Annotated in this window: 24 protein-coding genes and 2 pseudogenes; 10 read left to right on the plus strand and 16 right to left on the minus strand. The window is 74.0% G+C overall.

All coding sequences use genetic code 11. From position 1 onward, the window contains the following. Positions 1 to 50: 50 nt before the first annotated feature. Genes mftC through mftA form a run of 3 tightly spaced genes read right to left on the minus strand, consistent with a single transcriptional unit; the run spans position 51 to position 1,740 of the window. Entirely contained in the window at positions 51 to 1,289 is a 1,239-nt protein-coding gene (mftC, locus tag OG774_RS15420) for a mycofactocin radical SAM maturase (protein ID WP_328301953.1), read from the minus strand. Beyond that, positions 1,286 to 1,645, minus strand: a complete 360-nt coding sequence (gene mftB / locus OG774_RS15425; RefSeq protein WP_328301955.1) for a mycofactocin biosynthesis chaperone MftB — start codon at positions 1,643 to 1,645, stop codon at positions 1,286 to 1,288. The genes mftC and mftB overlap by 4 nt, the downstream gene beginning before the upstream one ends. Then, the gene (gene mftA, locus OG774_RS15430) at positions 1,645 to 1,740 is read right to left on the minus strand and encodes a mycofactocin precursor MftA (RefSeq protein ID WP_116707181.1); all 96 of its coding nucleotides are present in this window, start codon (positions 1,738 to 1,740) and stop codon (positions 1,645 to 1,647) included. The genes mftB and mftA overlap by 1 nt, the downstream gene beginning before the upstream one ends. Before the next feature lie 146 nt (positions 1,741 to 1,886). Between mftA and OG774_RS15435 the strand changes: the two genes are divergently transcribed. Together OG774_RS15435 and OG774_RS15440 are read left to right on the plus strand one after the other, a co-directional pair. After that, a complete protein-coding gene (locus tag OG774_RS15435) occupies positions 1,887 to 2,474 on the plus strand; it encodes an acyl-CoA-like ligand-binding transcription factor (protein ID WP_328301961.1) in 588 nt (195 codons plus the stop codon). Further along, a complete protein-coding gene (locus OG774_RS15440; RefSeq protein WP_328301963.1) occupies positions 2,471 to 2,833 on the plus strand; it encodes a GntR family transcriptional regulator in 363 nt (120 codons plus the stop codon). The genes OG774_RS15435 and OG774_RS15440 overlap by 4 nt, the downstream gene beginning before the upstream one ends. An 83-nt stretch (positions 2,834 to 2,916) precedes the next feature. On the opposite strand, the pseudogene OG774_RS15445 reads toward OG774_RS15440, so the two are convergent. Then, positions 2,917 to 3,564, minus strand: a pseudogene (locus OG774_RS15445) (SDR family NAD(P)-dependent oxidoreductase); the annotation flags it as partial. 309 nt (positions 3,565 to 3,873) lie between these two features. Here OG774_RS15445 and mdo point away from each other — a divergent pair. The 4 genes from mdo to mftM all read left to right on the plus strand — a co-directional run bounded on the left by mdo (position 3,874) and on the right by mftM (position 9,074). After that, positions 3,874 to 5,166, plus strand: coding sequence for an NDMA-dependent methanol dehydrogenase (mdo, locus tag OG774_RS15450; protein ID WP_328301965.1), 1,293 nt, complete (start codon positions 3,874 to 3,876; stop codon positions 5,164 to 5,166). Between the two features lie 122 nt (positions 5,167 to 5,288). Continuing rightward, positions 5,289 to 6,554, plus strand: a complete 1,266-nt coding sequence (locus OG774_RS15455; protein ID WP_328301967.1) for an AAA family ATPase — start codon at positions 5,289 to 5,291, stop codon at positions 6,552 to 6,554. Between the two features lie 29 nt (positions 6,555 to 6,583). Further along, positions 6,584 to 8,128 (plus strand): VWA domain-containing protein, encoded by a 1,545-nt coding sequence (locus OG774_RS15460; RefSeq protein WP_328301969.1) that lies wholly within the window; start codon positions 6,584 to 6,586, stop codon positions 8,126 to 8,128. A 7-nt stretch (positions 8,129 to 8,135) separates the two neighbouring features. After that, entirely contained in the window at positions 8,136 to 9,074 is a 939-nt protein-coding gene (gene mftM / locus OG774_RS15465; RefSeq protein WP_328301971.1) for a mycofactocin oligosaccharide methyltransferase MftM, read from the plus strand. Between the two features lie 12 nt (positions 9,075 to 9,086). Here the strand turns inward: mftM and OG774_RS15470 are convergent, their stop codons facing one another. From OG774_RS15470 to OG774_RS15480, 3 genes and pseudogenes are all read right to left on the minus strand, one after another. Next, complete coding sequence (locus OG774_RS15470; RefSeq protein ID WP_328301973.1) at positions 9,087 to 9,305, minus strand: AMP-binding enzyme; 219 nt, start codon at positions 9,303 to 9,305, stop codon at positions 9,087 to 9,089. Positions 9,306 to 9,427: 122 nt separating this feature from the next. Further along, positions 9,428 to 9,601: pseudogene (locus OG774_RS15475) on the minus strand (AMP-binding protein); the annotation flags it as partial. 252 nt (positions 9,602 to 9,853) lie between these two features. After that, positions 9,854 to 11,308 (minus strand): nitric oxide synthase oxygenase, encoded by a 1,455-nt coding sequence (locus tag OG774_RS15480; protein WP_328301975.1) that lies wholly within the window; start codon positions 11,306 to 11,308, stop codon positions 9,854 to 9,856. Between the two features lie 524 nt (positions 11,309 to 11,832). Here OG774_RS15480 and OG774_RS15485 point away from each other — a divergent pair. After that, positions 11,833 to 12,744 (plus strand): hypothetical protein, encoded by a 912-nt coding sequence (locus OG774_RS15485; RefSeq protein WP_328301977.1) that lies wholly within the window; start codon positions 11,833 to 11,835, stop codon positions 12,742 to 12,744. Between the two features lie 867 nt (positions 12,745 to 13,611). Beyond that, entirely contained in the window at positions 13,612 to 14,718 is a 1,107-nt protein-coding gene (locus OG774_RS15490; RefSeq protein WP_442874002.1) for an FAD-binding oxidoreductase, read from the plus strand. Positions 14,719 to 14,790: 72 nt separating this feature from the next. Here the strand turns inward: OG774_RS15490 and OG774_RS15495 are convergent, their stop codons facing one another. Next, positions 14,791 to 15,315: an OsmC family protein gene (locus tag OG774_RS15495; protein ID WP_328301981.1), complete on the minus strand. Its 525-nt coding sequence runs from the start codon at positions 15,313 to 15,315 to the stop codon at positions 14,791 to 14,793. Positions 15,316 to 15,347: 32 nt separating this feature from the next. Further along, positions 15,348 to 16,745: an MFS transporter gene (locus tag OG774_RS15500; RefSeq protein ID WP_328301983.1), complete on the minus strand. Its 1,398-nt coding sequence runs from the start codon at positions 16,743 to 16,745 to the stop codon at positions 15,348 to 15,350. A 59-nt stretch (positions 16,746 to 16,804) separates the two neighbouring features. On the opposite strand from OG774_RS15500, the gene OG774_RS15505 reads away from it, so the two are divergent. After that, entirely contained in the window at positions 16,805 to 17,347 is a 543-nt protein-coding gene (locus tag OG774_RS15505) for a winged helix-turn-helix transcriptional regulator (protein WP_328301985.1), read from the plus strand. Positions 17,348 to 17,413: 66 nt separating this feature from the next. On the opposite strand, the gene OG774_RS15510 is transcribed toward OG774_RS15505, so the two are convergent. Next, positions 17,414 to 17,866 (minus strand): carboxymuconolactone decarboxylase family protein, encoded by a 453-nt coding sequence (locus OG774_RS15510; RefSeq protein WP_328301987.1) that lies wholly within the window; start codon positions 17,864 to 17,866, stop codon positions 17,414 to 17,416. 84 nt (positions 17,867 to 17,950) lie between these two features. Between OG774_RS15510 and OG774_RS15515 the strand changes: the two genes are divergently transcribed. Then, on the plus strand, positions 17,951 to 18,829 hold the full coding sequence (locus OG774_RS15515; RefSeq protein ID WP_328301989.1) for a sigma-70 family RNA polymerase sigma factor: 879 nt from the start codon (positions 17,951 to 17,953) through the stop codon (positions 18,827 to 18,829). 75 nt (positions 18,830 to 18,904) lie between these two features. On the opposite strand, the gene OG774_RS15520 is transcribed toward OG774_RS15515, so the two are convergent. From OG774_RS15520 to OG774_RS15545, 6 genes are all read right to left on the minus strand, one after another. Continuing rightward, a complete protein-coding gene (locus OG774_RS15520) occupies positions 18,905 to 19,582 on the minus strand; it encodes a MadR family response regulator transcription factor (protein ID WP_274196153.1) in 678 nt (225 codons plus the stop codon). Continuing rightward, positions 19,579 to 20,976: a MadS family sensor histidine kinase gene (locus OG774_RS15525; protein WP_328301995.1), complete on the minus strand. Its 1,398-nt coding sequence runs from the start codon at positions 20,974 to 20,976 to the stop codon at positions 19,579 to 19,581. The genes OG774_RS15520 and OG774_RS15525 overlap by 4 nt, the downstream gene beginning before the upstream one ends. A 57-nt stretch (positions 20,977 to 21,033) precedes the next feature. Then, entirely contained in the window at positions 21,034 to 22,338 is a 1,305-nt protein-coding gene (locus OG774_RS15530; RefSeq protein ID WP_274196151.1) for an iron-containing alcohol dehydrogenase, read from the minus strand. A 127-nt stretch (positions 22,339 to 22,465) separates the two neighbouring features. Further along, positions 22,466 to 23,170, minus strand: coding sequence for a PIG-L deacetylase family protein (locus tag OG774_RS15535; protein WP_328301997.1), 705 nt, complete (start codon positions 23,168 to 23,170; stop codon positions 22,466 to 22,468). Next, positions 23,167 to 23,469, minus strand: a complete 303-nt coding sequence (locus OG774_RS15540) for an AzlD domain-containing protein (protein ID WP_328301999.1) — start codon at positions 23,467 to 23,469, stop codon at positions 23,167 to 23,169. Before OG774_RS15540 ends, OG774_RS15535 begins: the two co-directional genes overlap by 4 nt. Further along, entirely contained in the window at positions 23,466 to 24,203 is a 738-nt protein-coding gene (locus tag OG774_RS15545) for an AzlC family ABC transporter permease (RefSeq protein ID WP_328302001.1), read from the minus strand. The genes OG774_RS15540 and OG774_RS15545 overlap by 4 nt, the downstream gene beginning before the upstream one ends. Between the last annotated feature and the right edge of the window lie 139 nt (positions 24,204 to 24,342).

Here is a 24,342-nt window from a genome sequence, read left to right on the forward strand (position 1 = left end):
ACGCGCGCGGGGAACCTCCGCGGTCGCGACCGGTGCTCTCCGGCGGGCGGTCAGCCCACCCGGATGCCGGCCGGCAGGCGGGTGCCCTCCCCGGCCAGGGGGTCGGAGTCGCACGCTCTGTCCGGTCGAGAATCCTGGTCAGGCCGCCGCACCGACAACGTCAGCGGCACCGGGCCGCCGGCGTCCTTCTTCTGCGGGCTGGTCCGGTGGGAGTGGTCCAGCGAGGGCTTGGGGATGACCGTGTCCATCTCCAGCTTCGCCAGCTCGCGCTCGCCGTTGCCGAGCACGCACTCCGGGTCGGGCCCGTCGAGGGGCAGGCCGGTGAAGAACTTCGCGGCCATGCAGCCGCCCTGGCAGGCGTCGTAGTGCGAGCACTTCGTGCACGCGCCCCCCGACTGCGGCCCGCGGAGCTCCGCGAACAGCTCGCTCTCCTGCCAGACGGTCTTGAACCCGCCCTCGGAGCGGACGTTGCCGGCGAGGAACTGCTCGTGGATGGCGAACGGGCAGGCGTAGACGTCGCCGACCGGGTCGATCAGGCACACCACGCGCCCGGCGCCGCACAGGTTGAGCCCGGGCAGCTCCTCGCCGAACGCGGAGAGGTGGAAGAACGAGTCGCCGGTGAGGACGTCCTCGCCGCGCGCGACGAGCCAGTCGTAGAGCTGACGCTGCTGCTCGCGGGTGGGGTGCAGCTCGTCCCACGAGTCGGCGCCGCGACCGGACGGGCGGAAGCGGGTGATCCGCAGCTGGGCGCCGTAGCGGTCGGCGATCGCCTTGAAGTCGTCGAGCTGGTCGACGTTGTGGCGGGTGACGACCACGCTGATCTTGAACTGGCCGAAGCCCGCCTCGTACAGGTTCTCCATCGCGCGGATCGCCGTGGCGTACGAGCCGGGGCCGCGGACGTGGTCGTTGACCTCGGCCGTCGCACCGTCGAGGGAGATCTGGACGTCGACGTAGTCGGTCGCCGCGAGCTGGGCGGCCCGCGCCTTGTCCAGCTTCACGCCGTTGGTGGAGAACTTGACGCCGACGTCGTGGGCGATCGCGTAGTCGAGCAGCTCCCAGAAGTCGCTGCGCACGGTCGGCTCGCCGCCGCCGATGTTGACGTAGAAGACCTGCATGCGCTGCAGCTCGTCGATGACGGCCTTGGCCTCGTCGGTCGACAGCTCGTTCGGGTCGCGCCGCCCCGAGCTGGACAGGCAGTGCACGCAGGACAGGTTGCAGGCGTAGGTGAGCTCCCAGGTCAGGCAGATCGGGGAGGTCAGGCCTTCGACGAAGTGCTCGACGAGCTTCATGAGGTGGTGTCCCCCTCGGTGGTGGAGCGAGGCTGGATCGTGCCTGCCTTCGCGAGGCCGGCGAGGGCCTTGAGGTACTGCTCCCGCTGGTGTGCAGGAACCTCGGCCACCTCGAGGGCGCCGTGGACGTCGGGCTGGTCGGCGAGGGCCTCGACGACCCGCACGAGCGCACGCGTCTTGAGGAACGACAGCCGACGGGTGTGGAAGTCGTAGACCAGGGCGCCGAACGACTCCGGGCGCACGGACACCGAACCGGAGATCCGGTACGGGGCGGCCGCGTCGAAGTCGTCGACGCCGGCGGGGGCTGAGCCCGAGATCTGACTCAGTGGGCCGGCCCCCGCCGCCGTCGTCGTCATCAGTAGACGCCGCACATGCCGTCGATCGAGACCTCTTCGACGAGGGTCTCCTCGACGAGCTGCTCCCTATCGGCGTGCTCGTCCTTGATCTCCATGGCCGTCCTCCTCACCAGCGGGTGCCTCGGGCGCTGGGAACGCTAAGCGGCACTCAGTGCCACCGCCAGAGGTTGACCGGGTGGGAAACCTCTGTCCGTTCGGTGGGGGCGTTCACGGGCGCGGCTTGGTAGGCGATGCTCTTGGGGTGACGACGAGGAGCGCGCGACGGGTCCCGGTGGCCCAGCGCCTCGAGGACGTGGCGCTCGAGCTGTTCGCCACGCAGGGCTTCGACGAGACCACCGTCGACGAGCTCGCGGTCGCCGGGGGCGTCGGCAGGCGCACGTTCTTCCGGTACTTCCCGACCAAGCTCGACGTGGTGCTCGGCGAGCTGGATGAAGGACGGGCCGGGCTGGTCCGTGCCCTCGCCGCCGAGCCGGGCGTCGACCCCGTGGCCGCGGCCCGCGCCGCCTTCCTCGCCGTGAACCACTACGCCGACGCCGAGCTGCCCGCCCTGCGCCGGCGTCTCGGGCTGATCGAGGACGTCCCGGAGCTGGCCGCCCGGGCCGCGGTGCGCTACCGCGACTGGGAGCAGGCCCTGGCGTCCGACGCGGCTCGTCGCTGGGGCGTCGACGTCAGCGGGCTGCGCGCGCAGGTGTTCGGGCGAGCGGTGGTGGCGGCCATGCGCGCGGTGTTCAGCGCCTGGCACACGCGCCCGGAGGCCGACGCCGACGCGCTCGGCGCGCTGGTCGAGGAAGCGTTCGACACCCTCTCGCAGGGATTCTCGGCGACGTGAGCGATCTGATCGATCTCGACCCGGCGTCCACCGACCCGCCCTACGAGCAGCTCCGTGCGCGGATCAGCGAGCTCGCCAGGACCGGTGGGCTGGCGCCCCACACCCGCCTGCCGGCGGTGCGCCGCCTCGCCACCGACCTCAACATCGCGCCGGGCACCGTCGCCCGCGCCTACCGCGAGCTCGAGGCCGCCGGGGTCGTCGAGACCCGCGGGCGCCTGGGCACGTTCGTCGTCGGCGACGAGGGCAGGCCCGACCCGGCGCGCGAGCTGGCCGCGGAGTACGCCCACCGCGTCACGGCCCTCGGCGTCTCCCCCGAACGCGCGCTCGACCTCGCCAGGGCCGCCCTCGCCGACCTCTGATCGCCGGCCGGCACCAGCTCGTGCGGGCCAGCCGGGTTCGGTGGCGGAACCCGCGCTCGGCGCGGGTTATGGCACCGAGGTCACTACGGCACCTCGACCCGGTCCTCCCAGAGGCGCCCGGTCGGCGCGGGGTCGGAGGGGGTCGAGTCCCGGCGCGCGAGCCACAGGGCCGTGTCGGCGCCGTCGGAGATCGACCGGGGTGCCTCGGGCCCGCCCATGTCGGTGCGGCAGTGGCCGGGGCAGGTGGCGTCGACGAGGACGCCGCGGCGGCCGAGCGCCAGCTCGTGGGCCAGGTTGCGGGTCAGCGCATTGAGGCCCGCCTTGGCGACGCGGTAGGGGGCGAGCCCGCCGGCCGTGCCGGGCCCGGACATGCGCCCGAGACACGCCGACAGGTTGATCACGCGACCCCACCGGCGCTTCGCCATCCCCGGCGCCAGCGCCGAGATCAGCGCGAAGGGGGCGTCGAGGTCGACGGCGCGCACGTCGCGCCACTCGTCCAGCGTCGTGTCGAGGGTCTTCGAGCGCTTCGCGCTCATCACCGCGGCGGCGTTGACCAGCACGTCGACCTCGAGCCCGTCGACACGCGCGGCGATCCCGTCGACGTCGGCGAGGTCGTGCGCCAGCGCCTCACCACCGAACGCCGCGGTGGCCTCGGCGAGCGCGTCGGCGTCGCGGGCCATCCCGATCACGCGGGCCCCGGAGGCCGCCAGCCCGGTGGCGATCGCGTGCCCGAGCCCCCGGCTCGACGAGCGCGCACCGGCCGGCCAGGTCCTCGGTCACCCGCCGGAGGTTCCCCGCGATCGACTCTTCCACCCGCTACGCTTGTCGCGTAGGACTGGCAACAGCGAGCGATCGACAACGCTGCACGATGGGCAGGCGCCGGACCTGTCCGAAGGTGCAGGACGGGCACCGTCGCCGTGGTCGGGATCACCGCGAACCCCTGTCGTCGTGACCGGGGCCACGCTTAGCGTCGCGCCGGATCGCGAGAGGACCCGCACCGGTGCGGGTTCCGCGGACAGGACGCCGACGAGAGGATCCCGATGCAGGTTGACGAGCTGCTCAAGCCGTTCCCGATCAAGGAGTTCCACCCGTTCCCGCGGGCGCTCATGGGTCCGGGATCGCACGAGCTGATCGGCCCCGAAGCCCTGAAGATGGGCTTCAAGAAGACCCTGATCATGACGTCGGGCCTGCGCGGGACGGACATCGTCCACAAGATCTCCGAGTCCATGAAGTGGCACGGGATCGAGACGGTCATCTACGACCAGGTCGAGTCCAACCCCAAGGACTACAACGTCATGGACTCGGTGAAGCTGTACCAGGAGAACTCCTGCGACAGCTTCGTCTCCATCGGCGGCGGTTCCTCGCACGACGCCTGCAAGGGCGCCCGCGTCTCGGTCGCCCACGACGGCCGCAACGTCAACGAGTTCGAGGGCTTCAACCAGTCCGAGAACCCGAAGAACCCCCCGCACATCGCGGTCTCCACGACGGCCGGCACCGGCTCGGAGACCTCCTGGGCGTACGTCATCACCGACACGACGACCGACCCGAACAACCCGCACAAGTACGTCGCGTTCGACGACGCCTCGGTGACCAGCCTGGCGATCGACGACCCGGTGCTCTACTACGACTGCCCGGTCGACTTCACCGCGCAGTGCGGCTTCGACGTGCTCGCGCACGCCTCCGAGCCCTACGTCTCCCGTCTGAACTTCGAGCCGTCGCTGGGCAACGCCCTGCACGCCATCGAGCTGACCAACAACCACCTGCGCGAAGCGGTGTGGAACGGCCAGGACCTCCCCGGCCGCCAGGGCATGATGTACGCGCAGTACATCGCCGCGCAGGCCTTCAACTCCGGTGGCCTCGGGATCATCCACTCGATCTCGCACGCGGTGTCGGCGTTCTACGACACCCACCACGGCCTGAACAACGCCGTCGCGCTCCCCCGCGTCTGGGCGTTCAACATGCCGGTCGCCTACAAGCGCTTCGCCCGCATCGCCCAGGCCATGGGCGTGGACACCACGCACATGACCGACGTCCAGGCCGCGGAGGCCGCGCTCGCCGCGTCCATCCGTCTGCTGCGCGACGTGGGCATCCCGGAGAAGTTCACCGACGTCACCCAGGACTCGTACTCGAAGAACCGCCTGGGCAAGGGCCCGACGAAGTTCTACGAGAACGAGAAGACCATCACGGGCAACGACGCCGACGTGGATCGCATCACCAACCACGTCCTCGGGGACGCCTGCACGCCGGGCAACCCCAAGGAGTGCACCTTCACCACGGTGCGCCCCGTCGTCGACCACTGCATGAACGGTGACCTCGACGACCTGCTGAGCTGATGTACCACCCGGTGCCCGGCGGGACTGAGCTTCTTCAGCCCTGCCGGGCACCGGCGTGTCTTCCGGGACACACTGATGAGGACGGGGCCGGGCCCCGTCTCCCGAACGAGAGGAAGCGCTGCGTGAGCACCCCGACCGAACAGACCGCGTCCCCCTTCGGCTCGGTCGACGAGGTCATCGACGCGCTCGCCGAGCACGGCTACATCGCCGACCGGCGCCTGGCCACGACGGTGTTCCTGCTGACCCGCCTCGAGAAGCCGCTGCTGCTCGAGGGCCCCGCCGGTGTGGGCAAGACCGAGCTCGCCAAGATGCTCGCCGTCGCCACCGGTCGCCGGTTCCTGCGACTCCAGTGCTACGAGGGCCAGGACGAGACCAAGGCCCTCTACGAGTGGGACTACGGCAAGCAGCTCCTCTACACGCAGATGCTCCGCGAGAAGATCGCCGAGATCGTGCAGGACGCCCCCGACATCCCGTCCTCGGTGCAGAAGATCAAGAACCAGGACAGCGTGTTCTTCTCCGAGGACTTCCTCGCCGAGCGCCCGCTGCTGGAGGCCATCCGCTCCGACGAGCCCGTCGTGCTGCTGATCGACGAGGTCGACCGCGCCGACGAGGCTCTCGAGGCGGTGCTGCTCGAGACCCTCGGCGAGTTCCAGGTCTCGGTGCCCGAGATCGGCACATTCGTCGCCAAGAACGCGCCGTACGTCATCCTGACCAGCAACAACACGCGTGACCTGGCCGCCGCCCTCAAGCGCCGCTGCCTGCACCTGTTCCTGGACTACCCCACCGCGGAGCGCGAGCTGGAGATCGTGCGCTCCAAGGACACCGGGCTCCCCGAGGCCGCCGCGCGCGAGCTGGTCGAGGTCGTCCGCGGCCTGCGCGAGCTCGAGCTGCGCAAGGCGCCGAGCATCTCCGAGACCATCGACTGGGCTCGCACGCTCGCCGTCCTCGGCGTCGACGAGCTGAACTCGCAGGTCCTCTCCGACACGGTGAGCGTCGTCGTCAAGTACGACAAGGACGTCACCAAGGCGCTCGGCGCCCTGCCGAAGCTCGTCGACCCCAACGCGGAGATCGCCGACGCGCACGGCCACGGGCACGGGCACGGGCATGGTCACGGGCACGGCCACGAGGACAACGGGCACTCGAGCGGCCCTGCGCCCGCCACGTCGCGGCCCGTCGCCGATGACGAGGACGACGGCCCCGACGGCCGCGCGGTCCGGGCGGCCAAGGACCAGGAGGGCCGGCACGCCGGCGTCTACGGCGCGCCGGGTCGCGAGCACCAGGAGAAGGCCCGCAGCGGCGAGGCCGAGCCGCCCAAGAAGCGTCCGGTGAGCTCCGGCCAGGGCACCCGCTCCTTCGGCGCGGGCCTCGGCAAGCGCCGCGCGCTCTAGCCGCACCGACGGAGAGGAGGGCCCCGCTCATGGAGGCCAGCATCCATCGCTTCGTCCGGCTGCTCCGCGTCCGGCAGGTGCGGATCTCCACCTCGGAGGTCCTCGATGCCATGCGCTGTGCGCGGGAGCCGGGCGTGCTCGCCGACCGCGAGACGCTCAAAGCCGCCCTGCGGGTGTCGCTGGTGAAGGACATCCGCGACGAGGAGGCGTTCGACGAGATCTTCGACGCGTTCTTCGCCCTGGTGCGGATCGGCGACGAGGACCGGGGCCACGGCCACGGGCACGGCCACGAGGACCTCTCCGACGACGGGACCCTGGAGAACTTCACGCTCTCCGACGAGCCGAGCGAGACCCCCGAGCAGGGTCACGACCACGGCGCTCCCGTCGACATCAAGGAGTTCTTCGACCCCGAGGACATGGCGCAGCAGTACAACCTGCACCAGGAGGCCAACAAGATCGACCTCGCGGCGATGACCGACGAGATCGTCTTCTCCAAGGACGGCGCCACCGACCAGACGGGGACGACCGAGAAGGTCCAGATCGAGACCGACCGCCTGCACGGCGGCGGTCTGCCCGGGGACATCGCCACCGAGTCGGGCACGAAGGTCGACGCCGACCTCAACGTCGCGCAGCAGGAGGCCCTGCTGGGGTGGCTGCAGGGTGTCGAGGACGGGATCTCCGACGAGGGTGACGAGAGCGACGCCACGGCGCTGCGCCGGCGTCTGGCCGGGATGCTCGAGAACCTCCCGGAGGCCATCAAGCGCCACCTCGAGCGCCTGCTGGAGATCGAGCAGCGGGTGATGGACGGCGGGCACGCGGACGAGGACGCGCACATGGCCGAGGTCAACCGGGCCGAGGAGCACGAGCGCCAGCAGCTCGAGGACTCCCTGCGCCGGCTGGCCAAGACGCTGCACGGCGCGCTGACCCACAAGCGGCGCGAGTCGGCCCGCGGGCGGATCGACCCGGGGCGCACGATGCGGCGCAACATGCGCTTCGACGGCATCCCGTTCCGGCCGGTGACGGTCGAGCGCACCGAGGACAAGCCGCGCCTGGTGATCCTCGCGGACGTGTCGCTGTCGGTACGGGCGACGGCGCGGTTCACGCTGCACCTCGTCCACGGCCTGCAGGACATGTTCGGCCAGGTGCGCTCGTTCGCGTTCGTGGCCGACCTCATCGAGGTCACCGACCTGTTCGCCGACCACACCGTCGAGAACGCCCTGGGGCTGATCTTCGGCGGCGACCTGCTCGACGTGGACGCCAACTCCGACTACGGGACCTCGTTCGGGACGTTCCTCTCCGACCACGGGTCGGCGGTGAACCGGCGCTCGACGGTGATCGTCCTGGGTGACGGTCGGGGCAACGGCAACGACGCCAACATGGAGGCGTTCGCCGAGATCACCCGCCGCGCGCGGGAGACGATCTGGCTGACCCCGGAGCCCCGCTACTCGTGGGGCCTGGGGGCGTGCGACCTGCCGCGCTACGCGGAGTTCGTCGACCGCATCCGCGTCGTCCGCGACCTCACCGGGCTCTCGGAGGTCAGCCACGACATGGCGGCCGAGATGATCGGGCGTTGACGGGGCGATGACCGTCTCCCCCACGACCCCTCCGGCCGCGGGCTCGATCCGCATCGATCCGCTGGCCCCGTCCCACCCGGGGCGGTGGGAGGACGCGGGGATCGTCGTCTGCCACGTCGACCGGGCCCCCGTGCCCGTCCGGCTGGTGGCCGCGCGTCCCCCGGAGCGGGTCACCGATCACTTCGAGGTCCACCGGCCCGGCGACCGCCTGCTCGTGCTGCACCGGCTGCGCCCCGACGAGCTCGACGACGACATCGCCGGGCTCGTCGCGAGCGAGCTCACCGGCGTCGTGACCTCGGCCGCCGACTTCGAGCGGGTGTTCACCGGGATCGTGCGCTCGACGATCAGCGACCCGCTCACGGCGTGGTCGACGTTCTACGCGAACAGCCTCGCCGTGCTCCGCCACCCCCGCGAGCCCGCCGACCCCCTCGCGCCGCCGGAGTCGTCGCTCGCGGGCTTCGCCCCGGTGCACGAGCGCGCGGTCGCCGAGATCCGAGGGAGCACCGTCCTCGACGTCGGCTCGTGCTTCGGGTTCCTCCCGCTGCGCCTCGCCCAGGAGGGGTTCGCGGTGGTCGCGACGGACCACACCCCGGGCACCATGGGCCTGCTCGGCGCCGTCGCCCGGCGCCGCGACGAGGCCGTGCGCACCGTCGTCGCGGACGCCCGGCGGCTGCCCGCCGCGGACCGCTCGGTGGACACCGTCACCGCCGTGCACCTGCTCGAGCACCTGCCCGCGCAGGACACGGCGACGGTGCTCGACGAGACGCTGCGCGTCGCCCGCCGCCGCGTGGTGGTGGCCGTGCCCTACGAGGACGTCACCGAGCCCGTGTACGGGCACCTGAGGACCTTCGACCACGCCGCCCTGCAGGCGCTCGGCGAGCGGTCCGGGCACCCGTTCGCCGTCGCCGACGACCACGGCGGCTGGCTGGTCGTCGAGGTGGGCTGACGCCCATCCCCTCTAGAGGTCCTCGGGCGGCTCGATCTCGCGGCGGAGGATCTTGCCGGTCGGTCCCTTCGGCAGCTCGTCGAGCAGCCAGACGTGGCGGGGGTACTTGTAGGCCGCGACGCGTTCCTTGGCGAAGGCGCGCAGCTCGTCGACACCGACCTCGGCGCCGGGGCGCAGGGCGACGGCCGCGCCGACCTCCTCGCCGAGATCCCGGTCCCGGATCCCGACCACGGCCACCTCGGCGACCGCCGAGTGCTCGTAGAGGGCCTCCTCGATCTCGCGCGGGTAGACGTTGTAGCCCCCCCCCGGATGATCAGCTCCTTCTTGCGGTCGACGATGAAGTAGTAGCCGTCGTCGTCGACCAGGCGCAGCTCCATGCCGTCGACCGGGGTGCCCACCGACCCCGCCTTGCGCTCGGCGTGGGGGTGGTTGAACGAGGCCACCGGCGAGGTCTCGGAGAGCCCGTAGCCCTCGAGCACCACGCACCCGAAGGTCTCCTCGAACTCGCGGAGCACCTCGACCGGCATCGCCGAGCCGCCGGAGATGCAGGAGCGCAGGGACGACACGTCGTACTGCTCGGCGTCGGGCCCGGCGGCGCCGACGGCGACCACCTCGATGTCACGGCCCTGCGCGGCCTCGCGCGAGGCGTCGGCGGCCCGGTCCCAGGCGAACACCACCGAGATGCCCGCGTCGTCGAGGTAGTACTCGATCTCCCGGCCCTTGAGCAGCGGGTTGGCTCGGCCGACCGACGGGTCCGCTCCGGGCCCGACGCGGGGAGGTCAGACCGGGCAGCCCTGTCCGCGAGCGGCGGCCTGGTCGTCGAGGCGGAACATCGGGCCGGTGTCGGTGGGCTCGTCGTAGTACCGGTGGAACACCGGGGTGAGCCCGCCGGAGATCGGCGGGACGATCCAGCTCCAGTCGACCGGGCAGTGGCGGCCCGCGGCCTCCTCCTTCTCCACGAAACGCAGGAAGCGCCGCGACTCGCCGTGGTGGTCGGCGAGCGAGACACCGGCCTCGTCGAAGGAGTGCTGCACCGCGGCGGTCAGCTCGATCGCCGCCCGGTCCCGCCACAGGGTGCGGTCGCTGGAGGTGTCCAGGCCCATCGCCTCGGCCACCTCGGCGAGCATGTCGTAGCGGTCGCTGTCGGCGAGGTTGCGGGCGCTGATCTCGGTGGCCATGTACCAGCCGTTGAACGGCGCCGCCGGGTAGGAGACGCCCCCGATGTCCAGGCGCATGTTGCTGATCACGGGCAGGGCGTGCCAGCGCAGCCCCAGCTCGGCGAACCACGGGTGCTCGGCGTGGGCCAGCGCCACCTCCAGCACCGCGTCGCGGGGCACCTCGAAGAACTGCGGGTCCGCCGCCGCGTGCTCACCGCCGCCGCTCACGACCAGCGGCAGCACGTCGAAGCGCCCCATCGGGCTCGGCGGCAGCCACCCCAGCGACCGCGCGGTGTCGGTGAAACCCACATAGCGCGGGTCGCCGAGCACCCGACCCCCGGCGCGGTAGCCGGCGTAGCGGATGAGCTGCTCGTTCCACACCCGCGGCCCGGGCCCCGCCGGACCGTCCGGCGCGAAGATCGTGATCGTCGAGCGGATCCGCCCCCGACGGGTCGCCTCACGCAGGTGCCCCACGCACTCGGCCGCGACCTGCTCGGGCGCGGTGACGTGCCGCCGGTCGCGCAGGTGCAGGCTGCGCCAGTACAGCCGCCCGATACACCGCGCCGAGTTGCGCCACGCGATCCGCGCGCCGAACTCGAGCTCGGCGTGGGTGTGCACATAGGTGCCGGTACGGGCGATCTCCTCGCGCACCGCCGCGACCCGCGGCTCGGCGGGACCGGCCGTGGGGTTCTCGGTGTGGAACAGCCGCACGAACTCCTCGGCCACCTCGGGATCCACACCGGGCACCGGGACGTCGGTCGCCGGGACGTCGGTCGCGGGCAGCGCCCCGGGCTCGACCTCGATCGTGCTCTCGGGAGAGGCGGTCGCGAGCGCGCCCTGCTCCGGCACCGGGACCGGGGCGGACCGGGGCGCGGGGGTACCCGCCGGAGGCGTGGCCGCGGGGGCGGGGTCGGGTCCGTGCAGCGGTCCCGGGGGCACCACGGGAGCCGGCGGTCCGGCCGCCCCGACGACCTCGGGGACCCGGGGTCGGGGCTGTGGTCGACGGTCCCGCGGGTGCGGGGTGGGGACCACGGGGTCCCCGGAGCCGACCACATCGATCGCCGCGCCGCGCGTCATGCCACCTCCGTGTCTCGTGCCGTCCCCGCGCGGCCGTCGTCCACTGTGCCGCCCCTGTGCTCGAAGCGGATCTCGCCGTTCGGATCAATCACACCCGAGGGCGTGCGCACACTGATGGTCTGTTCGGCGCATCCGCGCCGCGCCGCCGGCACCGGGCGCCCCGGGACGGTGGTCCGCGAACCTGCGTCCCCAGCGCCTCCGGGTGCCGATGTCGGTGGACAGGGTGGCCCCGAACACGGTGACCACGATCGAGTACGCGGCGACCACGACGGCCACGCGGCGTCCCGATCTCGGGCGCGCCCGCGTCCCGGCTCCCCGTGACGGCTCCACGTGCGCCCACTGTAGTGGGTCGTCCGGGCACCCCCTGCACACACCGGGCGCGTCACCCGGACGCCCACGGAGCGGGTCGTCAGCGGCCGGTCGATCGCATCTGGCACCCTGACCGGTCGACAACGTGTAATGGCCTCGTGCACAGCGCGTCACGTCGTCGGGGACGACGCGCGGACGGGGCCGGGAGGTGCACCGTGACGCGAGCCCCGGGGCCCGCGGCCCACGAGCCGGACGGCACGCGGCTGACGCACGCGCCCACCACGGGCGCGCCCCGCGGCCCGGCCGACGCCCCGACCGTCGCCCTGCCGGTGGTCCGCCCGGGAACGCCCCCGGCCCCGCCGCCCGCCGAGCGCACGGCTCCGGCGGTGCCCGAGGTGCCCGCGATCGCCGACCTCGCCGCCCCCGGGCGTCCCGACGTCGACGCCGTCGTCGCCGACGAGGAGCCCGCCCGGCACCGGCCCCGCCCGTCGCGGCACATGCGCGCCCGGGCCGACGAGATGGCCCGCCTGCTGGCGCGCGCGACCCCCTCGTCGCGGACCCGGCGCGGGCTGTCGTCGTTGTCGTCGCTGCCGGCGGTGGCCGCGGTGATGGGCGCGGTGGCCGTCGGCGGCGTCGGGATCGCCCTGGGCCTGGACGCCGAGCGCACCGGCGTCGCGCTGCCCGACATGCCCGACGTCCCCGCGGAGCAGACCCCGCTGCCGGAGACCGGCGAGGGCACGGGGACCGCCGAGGCCGTGAGCCCGACCGTCAACACCGGCGTCGTCGAGGCGCTCGAGCCGGACGCGGGCGGCGCGCAGGTCGTGTCCCCGTCGTCCGTGGCCGCGGAGGCGGCGCGCCCGGCCCCGGCGGGTCCGCCGAGGGCGACCACACCGACGTCGCGCCCGCGGAGCACCACGTCCCCGACCCCGTCGACGCGGGCCGAGCCGACGACCGTCACGTCGTCGCCCACCCCGCGCTCGACGTCGTCCCCGCGTCCCACCACCCGCTCCGACGGGGCGGACGAGTCGGACCAGGGGTCCGCGGCCGACGAGCGCGAGCTGGACGGCCTCGAGGACGGCCCGGGCGCCGGATCCGCGCTCGGCGGCGAGGACGCCACCGCGGGCTGAGGCCCGTCCGGCGACGGACGGCGAGTCCGCCGCGGCCGGCCGTGGCGAGATCACGGGGAACGGTCGACGGGCGACGACGGGTGACGCGGCCGTTCGGCCCTGTCACCCGATGGGGGCGGGCCCGCATCCCGCTCACCGGGCGTGGCCCTACGCTGACCGCACGAACACACCGCAGAGCGGTCCTGCCCGGGACGCGGCGTAGCGTTTCGTGGTCGGGGACAACCGCTAGGGTGGCGCGGCGTCGGGGGAGCCCACTCATCCGGGACGAGGAGTCGACCAGACGTGACCGCAGCGAGGGACGATCGCTCCCTGGCCGGGGGACCGCTCGGCGGGCACCCGACCACGGGGGTGCGCTCCGACCGTGACCACGGCCCCCGCCACGGCGACGCCGGGTACGGCGGCGGCCACGGTGGCCCCGGGCGCTCCGAGCCGGACGGGTACGAGACGTCCGTGCCGGCCCCCTCCCGCCCTCTCGGTGCAGACCGCCGGGGTGGGTCCGACCAGACCGACAGCTCGGTCTTCGACATTGCCGACGACCGCCGCGAAGCTCCGTACGGGTCCGCCGTACCGTCAGGCACCGGACTCGATCGCACGGGTTCGTTCCGCTCCGCGTCCGAGGGGAGCCCGATGACCTACCCGTCCGGGCCGCACGGCCCGCCCGCCGGCGTGCGGTCCCGCTACCCCGGTGTCGCGGCCCCGCCGCAGTACGGCGGTGGCGGGCAGCTGTCCGGCCCGCCGTCGGGCCCGGGTCACATCCCGACCGCGCCGCCGCCGCCCATGCCGGCATCGGCCGTACCCGCCGGGCCGCCGGAGGGCGTCGGCCTGCCCGCGCCCCGTGAGGCCGCGGCGTCGAACGACGTCCACGACATGGTCACGACCATCCGGACGAGCTTCAACGCCATCTCGCACCGCACCGACGAGCTGACGTCGCTGTTCTACGGCTGGCTGTTCCGCATCGCGCCGGAGACGCGCGAGCTCTTCCCGGTCACCATGGAGCTGCAGCGCACCCGGCTCCTGCGGGCCCTGGTGCACGTCGTCCAGATGGTCGACCGTCCCGACGAGCTCTCGATCTTCCTGCGCCAGCTCGGCCGCGACCACCGCAAGTTCGGGGTCATCGGCGAGCACTACGACCGGGTGGGCGAGGCGCTGCTCGGCGCCCTGCGCGAGATCTCCGGTCCCGCGTTGTGGACCCAGGAGGTCGACGAGGCCTGGAGCGGCGCCTACAGCATCGTCGCGCAGTCGATGCGCGAGGCGGCCGACGCCGAGCGCGGGCCCGCGGTGTGGATGGCCCGGGTCATGGAGCACCGGCGCATCAACCAGGACCTCGCCGTGGTCCGCGTGCAGACCAGCCAGCCGGTGCCCTACCTGGCCGGCCAGTACGTCAGCGTCGAGACCCCGCAGCGCCCGCGCATGTGGCGCTCGATGTCACCGGCCAACGCCCCCGGGCCGGACTGCGTGCTCGAGTTCCACGTCCGCACCGTGCCGGGCGGGTGGGTCAGCCGCGCGATCGTGTCCCACGCCCGCGTCGGCGACGTGTGGCGCATCGGCCCGCCCATGGGCCAGATGACGCTCGACCCCCGCGGGCGCTCCGACCTGCTCATGGTCGCGGGCGGCACGGGCCTCGCCCCGGCGCGCTCGATCATCGAGCAGCTGATGTTCGAGGGCACCGACCGCAAGGTCTGCCTGTTCGTCGGCGGCCGCACGTGGTCCGACCTCTACGACATCGAGAGCCTGCGCCGCAGCGCCCAGGAGAACCCCTGGCTCACCGTCGTCCCGGTCGTCGAGGACGACGGACGCCCGCACGGGGCGGAGACGGGCACGGTCGGCGAGGTCGTGGCCCGCTACGGCGCCTGGGCCGACCGCGAGATCACCATCAGTGGCTCGCCGCCCATGGTGCGCGCGACCACCAACGCGCTCCTCGACGCGGGGACGCCGTTCCGCAACATCCACTACGACCCGTACCACACGGACTGATCCCGTCCGGCACGACGAACGGCGCCCCCGCTCTCGAGAGCGGGGGCGCCGTGTCGTCTGTGGAGCGGGCGGTCAGGCGCTCGCGGTCTGGCGCGGGCTCATCTCGACCGACAGCTCCGGCGGCTTGGCCAGCGTCTGGAAGACGACGCAGTACCGCTCGGTGAGCTTGTGCAGCGTGGCGAGGGTGTCGGCGTCGGCATCGGTGTCGATGTCGAAGCGCAGGCGGACCTCGCGGAACCCGACGGGGGCGTCCTTGGCGACGCCGAGCGTGCCCCGGAAGTCGAGGTCGCCCTCGGCGTGCACGTTGCCGCCGCGGATCTCGACGCCCATCGAGGTGGACACCGCGCGCAGCGTCACCCCGGCACACGCGACGAGGGCCTCGAGCAGCATGTCCCCGGAGCACAGCTGGGTGCCGTCGCCGCCGGTGGCGGGGTGCAGGCCGGCCTCGACGAGCGCCTGGGACGTCTGCACCCGGCACGCGATGCCCGAGCCGTCGACGTCGCCGTCGGCCTTGAGCGTCACGACGGCCGACTCGGGGTCGTCCTTGTACTGCGACTTGAGCGGGCCCTGGGTCTCGGCGAGCTTCGACTTGTCCATGACCCCGATCCTGCCTCGGTCGTGCCCGTCCGTCACCCGGTGGTCACGGACTGGCGCACCCGACGGGGGCGACAGGCGGCGACGGCGGCCGCCCCGACCAGCGAGAACGCGATCGCGATCGGCAGGGCGTCGTTCCAGCCCGCGACGAGCCCGGCCGCTCCCCCGCCGAGCGAGGGGCGGGTGGCCACGACGGCGACGACGGTGGTGCCGATGGCCGAGCCCACGTAGCGGGCGGTGTTGTTGGCGCCGCCGCCCATGGCACCGCGACCGGCGGGCACGCTCGCGACGGCCTCGCGTCCCAGCGCGGCGTTGACCACCCCGCTCGCCGCCCCCGCCACCGCCAGCCCCGGGACGAGCGAGAGCGGGGCGTCACCGGGCGCGAGCCCGAGCAGCAGCGCCTGCCCCGCCGCCACGACGAGCAGCCCGGCGGCGAGCTGGAGCCGCCCGGACCACGCGGCGGGCAGACGCCGGGCGAGCACGGCCGTCACCACGCTCGTGCCCGACCACGCGAGCAGCAGCAGTGCGCCCACCAGCGCGGTGCTGCCGAGGCCCCGCTCGACGACAGTCGGCAGGAACGAGGTCGTGGCGATGATGCCCATCCCGGTCGCGAGCGCACCGACCGTCGCCGAGACGAACGCGGGCGAGGCGAAGAGCGCCATGTCGAGCATGGGCGCCGCGCGCCGGCGCTCGAGCACCACGAAGACGGCGAGCAGCGCCACCCCGACCGCGAGCAGCGCGACGACACCCGGGCGCCCGAAGCCCGAGCGTCCCTCGACGAGCCCGGCGAGCAGCGCCGCCAGCCCGGCGGCGAGGACCAGCACGCCCGGCAGGTCGATGGGCCGGGGCTGCGCGGCGCGTGACTCGGGCACCGCCCGCCGGGTGACGACAGCGAGGACGACGGCGGCGACCGCGGTCGCCCAGTAGGGCCCGGTCCACCCCACGAGGCGATCGAGGCCCGAGGCCAGGAACGGCCCCGAGGCGATGCCGGCGCCGAGGCTCGCGCCCCACACGCTGCTCGCCGTGCGGGCCTCCGGCGTGCCGGCGGGGAACGCGTGGCCCAGCAGTCCCTGGCTGCAGGCCACCAGCGCGGCGGCGCCGACGCCCTGCAGGATGCGGGCGATCACGAGGACGAGCGCGGACGGCGCGAGGGCGGCGAGGACCGAGGACGCCGCCAGGACGGTCGCGCCGAGCACGAGGACGCGGCGCCGGCCGAGATCGTCGCCCAGCGCGCCGACGGACAGCAGCGCCACGCCGAGCCCGATGCTCATCGAGCTGAGGATCCAGGCCTGCGCCCCCGGGCCGGCGCCGAGCGCGGTGGCCGTCGACGGGAGCGCCGCCAGGGGCACGGTGAACGCGACCAGCGCGAGGAACGTGGCCGCCGCGGCGACGGCGAGGGTGGCGCGGGGCCGGTCGACCGGGCTCGGGGTCACGTCGGGGGACGCTAGCAGGTCAGGTTCGATGGTCGAACCGAACTGCTAGCCTGGTCACCGTGCCGCTGGGCCGCGACTACGACCGTCAGGACTGCGCCCTCGCCCGCGCCCTCGAGGTGGTCGGCGAGCGCTGGACGCTGCTCGTGCTGCGCGACTGCTTCTTCGGCGTGCGCCGCTTCGCCGACCTGCGCGCCCACCTCGACATTCCCCGCGCGGTGCTCTCCGAGCGTCTGGGCACACTCGTCGACGCCGGCATCCTCGAGCGCCGGCCCTACGCCGCCGGGCGCGACGAGTACATGCTCACCGAGACGGGTCTCGACCTCTGGCCCGTGGTGTTCAGCCTCGCCCGGTGGGGCGACCGGCACCGCGTGGGCCCGGACGGGGGCCGGCGACGCTTCCGCCACGCCGACTGCCCGGCCGGCGGCGCCGACCTCGCAGACGGGGGCGTCTGCCCTGCGTGCGGCACGCTGCCCGCCCCGGCGAGCCTGGAGACGCGACCGCTGGATCCGGACGCCGGGGCCGACGCCGAGCGCCACGTCCGCGACGACGCCGTCAGCCTCGCCCTGCGCCGCCCGCACCGCCTGTTGGTGCCGCTGCCCTGAGGGCCTCCGGCCACGTGAGTGATGTAGGTGGCCAGAACGACCCATTTCACTCACGTGGCGGAGCCATCACCAGGCGCCCACGGGCCGGCGGATGGTGACGTTGGCGTGGTTGAACAGGTTCGTCAGGGCGATCTGCGCGACGAGCCCGGCCAGCGCCGTGGGGTCGAAGTGCCGGGCCGCCTCATCCCAGACGTCGTCCGACACGGGGTCCGGGCGGTCGGCGATCCGCGTCGCCGCCTCGCCGAGGGCCAGCGCCGCGCGCTCGGCGTCGGTGAAGCCGGGCGCCTCCCGCCAGACGGCGACGAGGTCGATGCGCTCGTCGGGCTCCCCGTTCTTGCGCAGGCCCTTCGTGCCCGTGTCCACGCAGAACGCGCAGCCGTTGATCTGGCTGACGCGCAGGTGGACGAGCTCCAGCGTCGTCTCCGGCACGCCGGCGCCGCGGATCGCGCCGATCACGGTGCCGATCCCCTCGCCGAGACCGGGCAGGGCGCGGGTGAAGGTGTCGAGTCGTCCGGTCATGACAAGCTCCTCGTTCGGTGGTCACATCCGCCGGTCCCCGGCGGTCTCTCCCTGGAGACGTCCCACGAGCGGAGGATGTGACCGATGGACGAGACGGTTCTTGCAACGGACTTCGAGAGCCACCGCCCGCACCTGCGGGCCGTGACGATGCGCCTGCTCGGCAGCCCCGCCGAGGCCGACGACGCGGTGCAGGAGACGTGGCTGCGCCTCGCGCGCACCGACGTCTCGGAGGTGGAGAACCTGCGCGCCTGGCTCACCACCGTCGCGAGCCGCGTCGCGCTGTCGATGCTGCGGACCCGCGGCACCCGGGCCGAGTCCGACCTCGACCAGGCCGGCGCGGAACCCGACACCGAGCCCGACCCCGAGACCCGCGCGCTGCAGGCGGACGCGCTCGGCGCGGCGCTGCACGTCGTGCTCGAGCGCCTCGACCCCGCCGAGCGCCTCGCGTTCGTGCTCCACGACCTGTTCGCCGTGCCGTTCGCCGAGATCGCGACGGTGGTCGAGCGCAGCCCCGCCGCGGCCCGCCAGCTCGCGAGCCGCGCCCGTCGCCGCGTCCAGGGCGGCTCGCCCGACGCCGAGGTGGATCCGGCGCGGCGCCGCGAGGTGGTCGAGGCGTTCCTGACCGCCGCCCGCGAGGGCGACTTCGCCGGCCTGCTCGCCGTCCTCGACCCCGACGTCGAGCTGCGCGCCGACCGCGTCGCCGTCGCGGCCGCGAAGGCCAGCCCGGGCGCCCCCGAGGTCGAGGAGACCGTGCACGGTGCCGACGCCGTGGCGCGCGTGTTCTGCGGCCGCGCCCGCGCGGCCCGGCCGGCGCTGCTCGACGGCGCGCTCGGTGCGGTCTTCGCCCCGGGCGGGAAGGTCTACTCGGCGTTCGAGCTCGTCATCGTCGACGGGCGCATCGCCGCGATCGAGATGATGGCCGACCCGGAGGTGCTCGCCGACCTGGACGTCGAGCAGCTCTGACGAAGCGGCTTTCCTGGCCCTATCGGCGTGCTGTGTTGGAACGCCAGCGAGGACGCAGGGCTTGCACCGGAGGTGCTAGATCAGGCCCATCTTCGAGGCGGCGTAGACGGCCTCGGCGCGGCGGGTGACGTCGAGCTTGCGCATGAGGTTGCCGACGTGGAACTTCACCGTGGTCTCGGAGATGAAGAGCTCGCGGCCGATGGTGCGGTTCGACATGCCGCGGGCGAGCAGGCGCAGGACGTCGAGCTCGCGGCTCGTGAGCGGGTCGCCGTGGGGCTGCTGGCCGTTGAGCGAGCGGACGACGGCGGCGGCCGAGCGGGAGTCGAACGCCGACTCGCCGCGGGACACGGCCCGGATCGCGCTGGTCAGCTCGGTGGTGTCGACGTCCTTGACGACGTAGCCGCGGGCGCCGGCGTGGACGGCCTCGACGACGAGCCGGTCGTCGAGGAACGTCGTCAGCACGAGCACGCCGACCCCGGGGTGCGCCTGGGTGAGCTGGCGGCACAGCTGCAGGCCCTCGGAGTCCGAGCTCGTCGAGAGCTTCAGGTCGAGCAGCACGATCGTCGGGCGCTGGTGGGCGACGACGGCGAGCGCCTCGGGCGCGCTCGACGCCTCGCCGACGATCGCGAACTGCGGCTCGCGCTCGAGCACCGAGCGCAGGCCCTGGCGGACGATCGCGTGGTCGTCGACGAGCACGATGCGCACCTCGCCCCGGCGGGCGGTGGCGCGGGCGGGGACACGGATCTCGGTCATGACGGCCTCCCGGACGTCTCGGAGGTGTCGGAGGTGTCAACGGGCTCGGGAGCCGGGCCGGCGGGGGCCAGGGGCACGCCGACCTCGACCCGGATGCCGCCCTGGGGTGCGCGCCGGATGCGCAGGGTGCCGCCGATCTCGCGGGCGCGCTCGGCCATGTTGACCAGGCCTCGGTGGGAGCCGTCGAGGTCCCCGGCGGAGGCGATGCGCAGCGAGCGGCGGACGTGCTCGGGGTCGCCGTGGCCGTCGTCGGACACCGACAGCACCAGGCGGTCCTTGCGGTAGGCCAGGCGCACGACGGCGACGCCCGCCTCGGCGTGCACGGCGGCGTTGAACAGCGCCTCGCCGGCCACGCGGAAGAGCGAGCGTTCGGCGGCCGACGGCAGCATCACCGGCCGGCCCTCGATGCGCACCTCGACCCGCAGGTCCGAGGGCATGTGGACGGTGGAGAGCTCCTCGAGCATGGCGGGCAGGCTCTGCCGCCCGCGGTCGCCGTGGTGGTGCAGGGCGTAGATCGCCGAGCGCAGCTGCTCCACCGCGCGCCGGGTGAGGGCCTTGGCGGTCTCCAGGCGCTCGCGCTGGCGCTCGTCGCGGATCTCCGAGCGCACGACCTCGATCTGCATGCCGGCGGAGAGCGCGTACTGGGTGACCGAGTCGTGCAGCTCGCGCGCGATCCGGTGCCGCTCGGAGTCGAGCACCTCGCGCTGGCGCGCGACGGTGAGGGCGTCGCGGGTGCGCTGGAGCTGCTCGTTGCGCGCCGCGAGGTCGTCGGCCTGCTGGCTGGCCTCGCCGTAGAGCCGCATCGTGCGCTGGTGCAGCGCCGAGTTCTGCAGCGCGGCCGCGGTCTGGCCGGCGAGGACGCGCAGCACGGAGGCGTCGGTGGCGTCGATCGCGCGGTCGGCCCCGGTCCAGGCGACGATCTCGCCGACGACGTCGCCGTCGAGGTGCACCGGCACGTGGAGGTGGTGCGGGTCCGTGGCGGCCTCGGCGACGCCGTTGCCGGGCCCCCCGTCGTCGGCGTGGGTGTGGCCCTCGCCGGAGCGGACCGCCCGCAGGTGCACCGCGACCCACGGCGGCACGTCGGGGTCGTCGGCGTCGACCTCCTCACCGGCGGGGCCGAGCACGAGGTGGCGCGGCGCGGCCTCGGGCAGCGCGCCGTCGGCGAGCGCGAACACGACCCAGTGGGCGGTGAGGTGGTCGGCGGCGGCCTCGGCCACCGCCCGCACGAGCGTGCCGGGGCCCTCGGTGGTGCGCACGAGCGCGCGCGAGATGCGGTCGAGCGCGTGGATGACGCGGCGCAGGCGCTCCGCGGAGGCCAGGTACTCGACGTAGAAGGACGGTTTCCCGGACCGGATCCCGGTGAGCTGGTCGAGGTCGTGGTGATCCGTGGACATCGGGTTGCTCACCGCCTGGCCACCCCTCGCGGGGCCTCCGTCATTACAGGGCTGCCACTACATCGCCGCCCGGAACAGGGTCTCGATGTCCGCCTGGTCGGCCTCGCGCGGGTTGGTCGAGAGGCAGGCGTCGGCCAGCGTCATCGCCGAGAGCACGCCGATGTCGGACTCGCCGACGCCGATCTCGGCGAGCCCCTTGGGCACCCCGAGCTCGTCGGCCAGCCGCCGGACCTCGAGCGCCGCCCACTCCGCGGCCTCGGCGGCCCCGGCGTCGGAGTCCGGCGTGATGGTGCCGGGCAGGCCCAGCGCCTGGGCGATCGGGACGAAGCGGTGCGGGTCGGGCTCGGCGTTGAAGCGGATGACGTGCGGCAGCAGCACCCCGTTGATGACGCCGTGCGGCAGGTCGAGCAGGCCGCCGACCTGGTGGCTCATGGCGTGCGCCGCGCCCAGGATCGCGTTGGTGAACGCGAGCCCGGCCTCGAGGGCGGCCTGCGCCATGCAGGTGCGCGCCGCCTCCTCGCCGGGGTGGTCCATCGTGCGCTCGAGGTTCTCGCCGACCAGCGCGATCGCCTGCAGCGCGTGGTGGTCGGTGAGCGGGTTGTGCGCGCGCGACACGTAGGCCTCGATGCCGTGGGTCAGCGCGTCGAGGCCCGTGGCGGCGTTGAGCCAGTCGGGCATCGTGGTGAGCAGGTGCGGGTCGACGATCGACATGTCCGGCACCAGCGCGCGGCCCAGGATCGTGATCTTGGTGTTGCGGGCGGTGTCGGTGACGATGCAGAACTGCGAGACGTCGGCGCCGGTGCCCGAGGTGGACGGCACCATCACCATCGGCGGGATCGGCAGCGCCATCCGGTCGACGCCCTCGTAGTCGAGGATCGTGCCGCCGTTGCCGGCGAGCAGCGCGATGCCCTTGGCCGCGTCGATCACCGAGCCCCCGCCGAGCGCGATGATGACGTCGCACCCCTCCTGCAGGTAGTGCACGTGCCCGGCGGCGATCTCGTGGTCCTTGGGGTTGGGCGTCACCCCCTCCCACACCGACGTCCGCAGCCCGGCCTCCGCGAGGTGCGCGCTCAGCTGGTTGGGCCAGCCGGCGGCGCAGAGCCCGGGGTCGGTGACGAGCAGCGGGCGACGTGCGCCCAGGCGCACCGCGGCGTGCGCGGCCTCGCTCAGCGAGCCGGGGCCGAAGAGGATCTCGGGGACGTGGAACTTCGCCAGGCGGGGCGTCTCCGTCCGCGGCCGCGTCGTGGCCCGGTCGGCCGGGCTCCGCGACGGGGTGACCGCCGCACCGACCGCGGACTCGGGGGACCGACGGTGGGCGATGACGGAGTCCCCCGCGCGGGTGACGCTGTGGACGAGGACCACGCTGCCCCCTTGTCTGCCGGACGACGACGGTTGCCCACGTTACAGACGGACGGCAGGCGACGGCAGGGTGAGCAGCGGGTTCTCGTGCTGCTCCGCCCGGGCCAGCGATCCTTCGGCACCGTCCGTATCAGGCTGCTCTCACGGCGACGGGTGTCGTACGGAGGAAGGCCTCCTCGCCCCACCACTGCCGGAACGTCGGGAGCCCGACGCCGTCGACGAGGCGGCGCGTCTGGCTGTCCTGCGCGCGCATCGCCGCCATCTTCCGCTCGAGGTGCTCACCGTCGAGCCGCAGGTGCAGGTCGGGATCGACCTCCGCGGCGGGGTCGTCCATGAACACCCCGAAGGCCTCGTTGATGTCGGCGAAGCGCCGGGTGAAGCCGGGTGGGAGCACCGCCTCGAGGAGCTCGGCGTGCGGTGCCGCGGCGCGCCACGCGCGGCGGGCCCAGTGGCCCACCGTCCGGTGGTCGGCGTGCCCGGTGACCCCGTCGTCGGCGAAGGTCACGATCGTGTCCGGCCGGACCTCGTCGACGATCGCGGCGACGCGGTCGGCCGCGGTGCGCCGCAGGACCAGCGGGCACGCGCCGTCCTCGTAGCCCAGCCAGCGGTGCTCGGTGACGCCCAGGAGGGCCAGGGCCTCGGCGAGCTCGCGGGCCCGTAGGGCGCCGAGGCGGTCGGCCGGCCAGCGGTCCGGGTCGTCGGTGCCGTGCTCGCCCCGGGTGGCGGTGACGACGACGACGCGGTCGCCCCGCTCGCGGGCGGCCAGCATGAGCCCGGAGGACAGGAAGGTCTCGTCGTCGGGGTGGGCCCAGACGCCGAGCAGGGTGCGGGTCACGACAGCACCTCCACGACGATCATCACCGCGACGGCGGCCAGGACCGGCAGGGCGGGGTTGCGGAACCGCCACGCGACGACCGCGGCGACGCCGAGCGCGAGGTGCATCGGGCCGGGCACCACCAGGGCCGTCGCACCTCGGTGGCCGACGAGGGCGGTGACCACCAGCGCGGCGAGCGCGGCCGGCGCCAGATGGGCCAGCCCGCGGCGCAGCACGGCGGGCAGCCGGTGCGCGGGCACGAGGGTGATGAGCACGACCCGCAGGCCGTAGGTCGCGGCGGCCGAGACGAGCAGGGTCATGACGGGCTCTCCGACGGGGCGCTGGTGCGGGTGAGGGGGGTGCGAGTGGGGGTGACGCTGGCGGCGACGACGCCGGCGCCGATGCCGCACATCAGGCCGAGGCCCGACGGCAGGGGCGAGGCGAGGGCGGCGGTGACGGCGGCGGTGACGGCGCCGACCACGGCCGGGCGGGCGCGCAGCTGCGGCACGAGCATCGCGAGGAACATCGCCGGGGCCGCGACGTCGAGCGCCGACGACGCCGGCAGCACCGGGGCGAGCAGGCCGCCGACGGCGGTCATCGCCACCCACGCCACCGCGAGCACCCCGCCGGCCGTGAGCCAGTAGCGGCGGAAGCGCGTCGGGTCGGTGAGGTCGGTCCGGCGCGTCACCATCGCGTAGGTGGGGTCGACGACGAAGTGCGCCGCCGCCCAGCGGAACCAGCGCGGCTGGTCGCGGAAGTGGGGCTCGAGCGCGGCGGCGTAGAGCAGGAAGCGCGCGTTGACCAGCGTCACCGCGGCGAGCACGGCGCCGGCCCCGGCGCCGCTGCCCATCAGCGTGATGGCCGTGAGCTGGCCGCTGCCGCCGTAGAGCAGGGCGGACGACAGGACGCCGGTGCCGGCGCCGACGCCGGAGCGCACGGCCGTGACGCCGATGAGCATCGCGAACGGGGCGAGGCCGAGGAGGACCGGCGCCAGGTCGCGCACGGCGTCCGTGACCCCGTCGACCCGGCGGGTGTGACGGAGAGTGATGTCCATGCCGGCGACGATGCCGCCGTCCGGGTGGCGGGCACATCGGTGCCGCCTCCCCATCTCGCGCGCCGGGGTGTCCCCATGCCGGCCCCCCGGCCGGACCCGTGGTCACCGGAGGGCCGGAGGCCGGCGCCCCGACCACCGA

This window comes from Actinomycetospora sp. NBC_00405 (genome assembly GCF_036044095.1).
In the GTDB taxonomy this organism is placed as follows: Bacteria; Actinomycetota; Actinomycetes; order Mycobacteriales; family Pseudonocardiaceae; genus Actinomycetospora; species Actinomycetospora callitridis.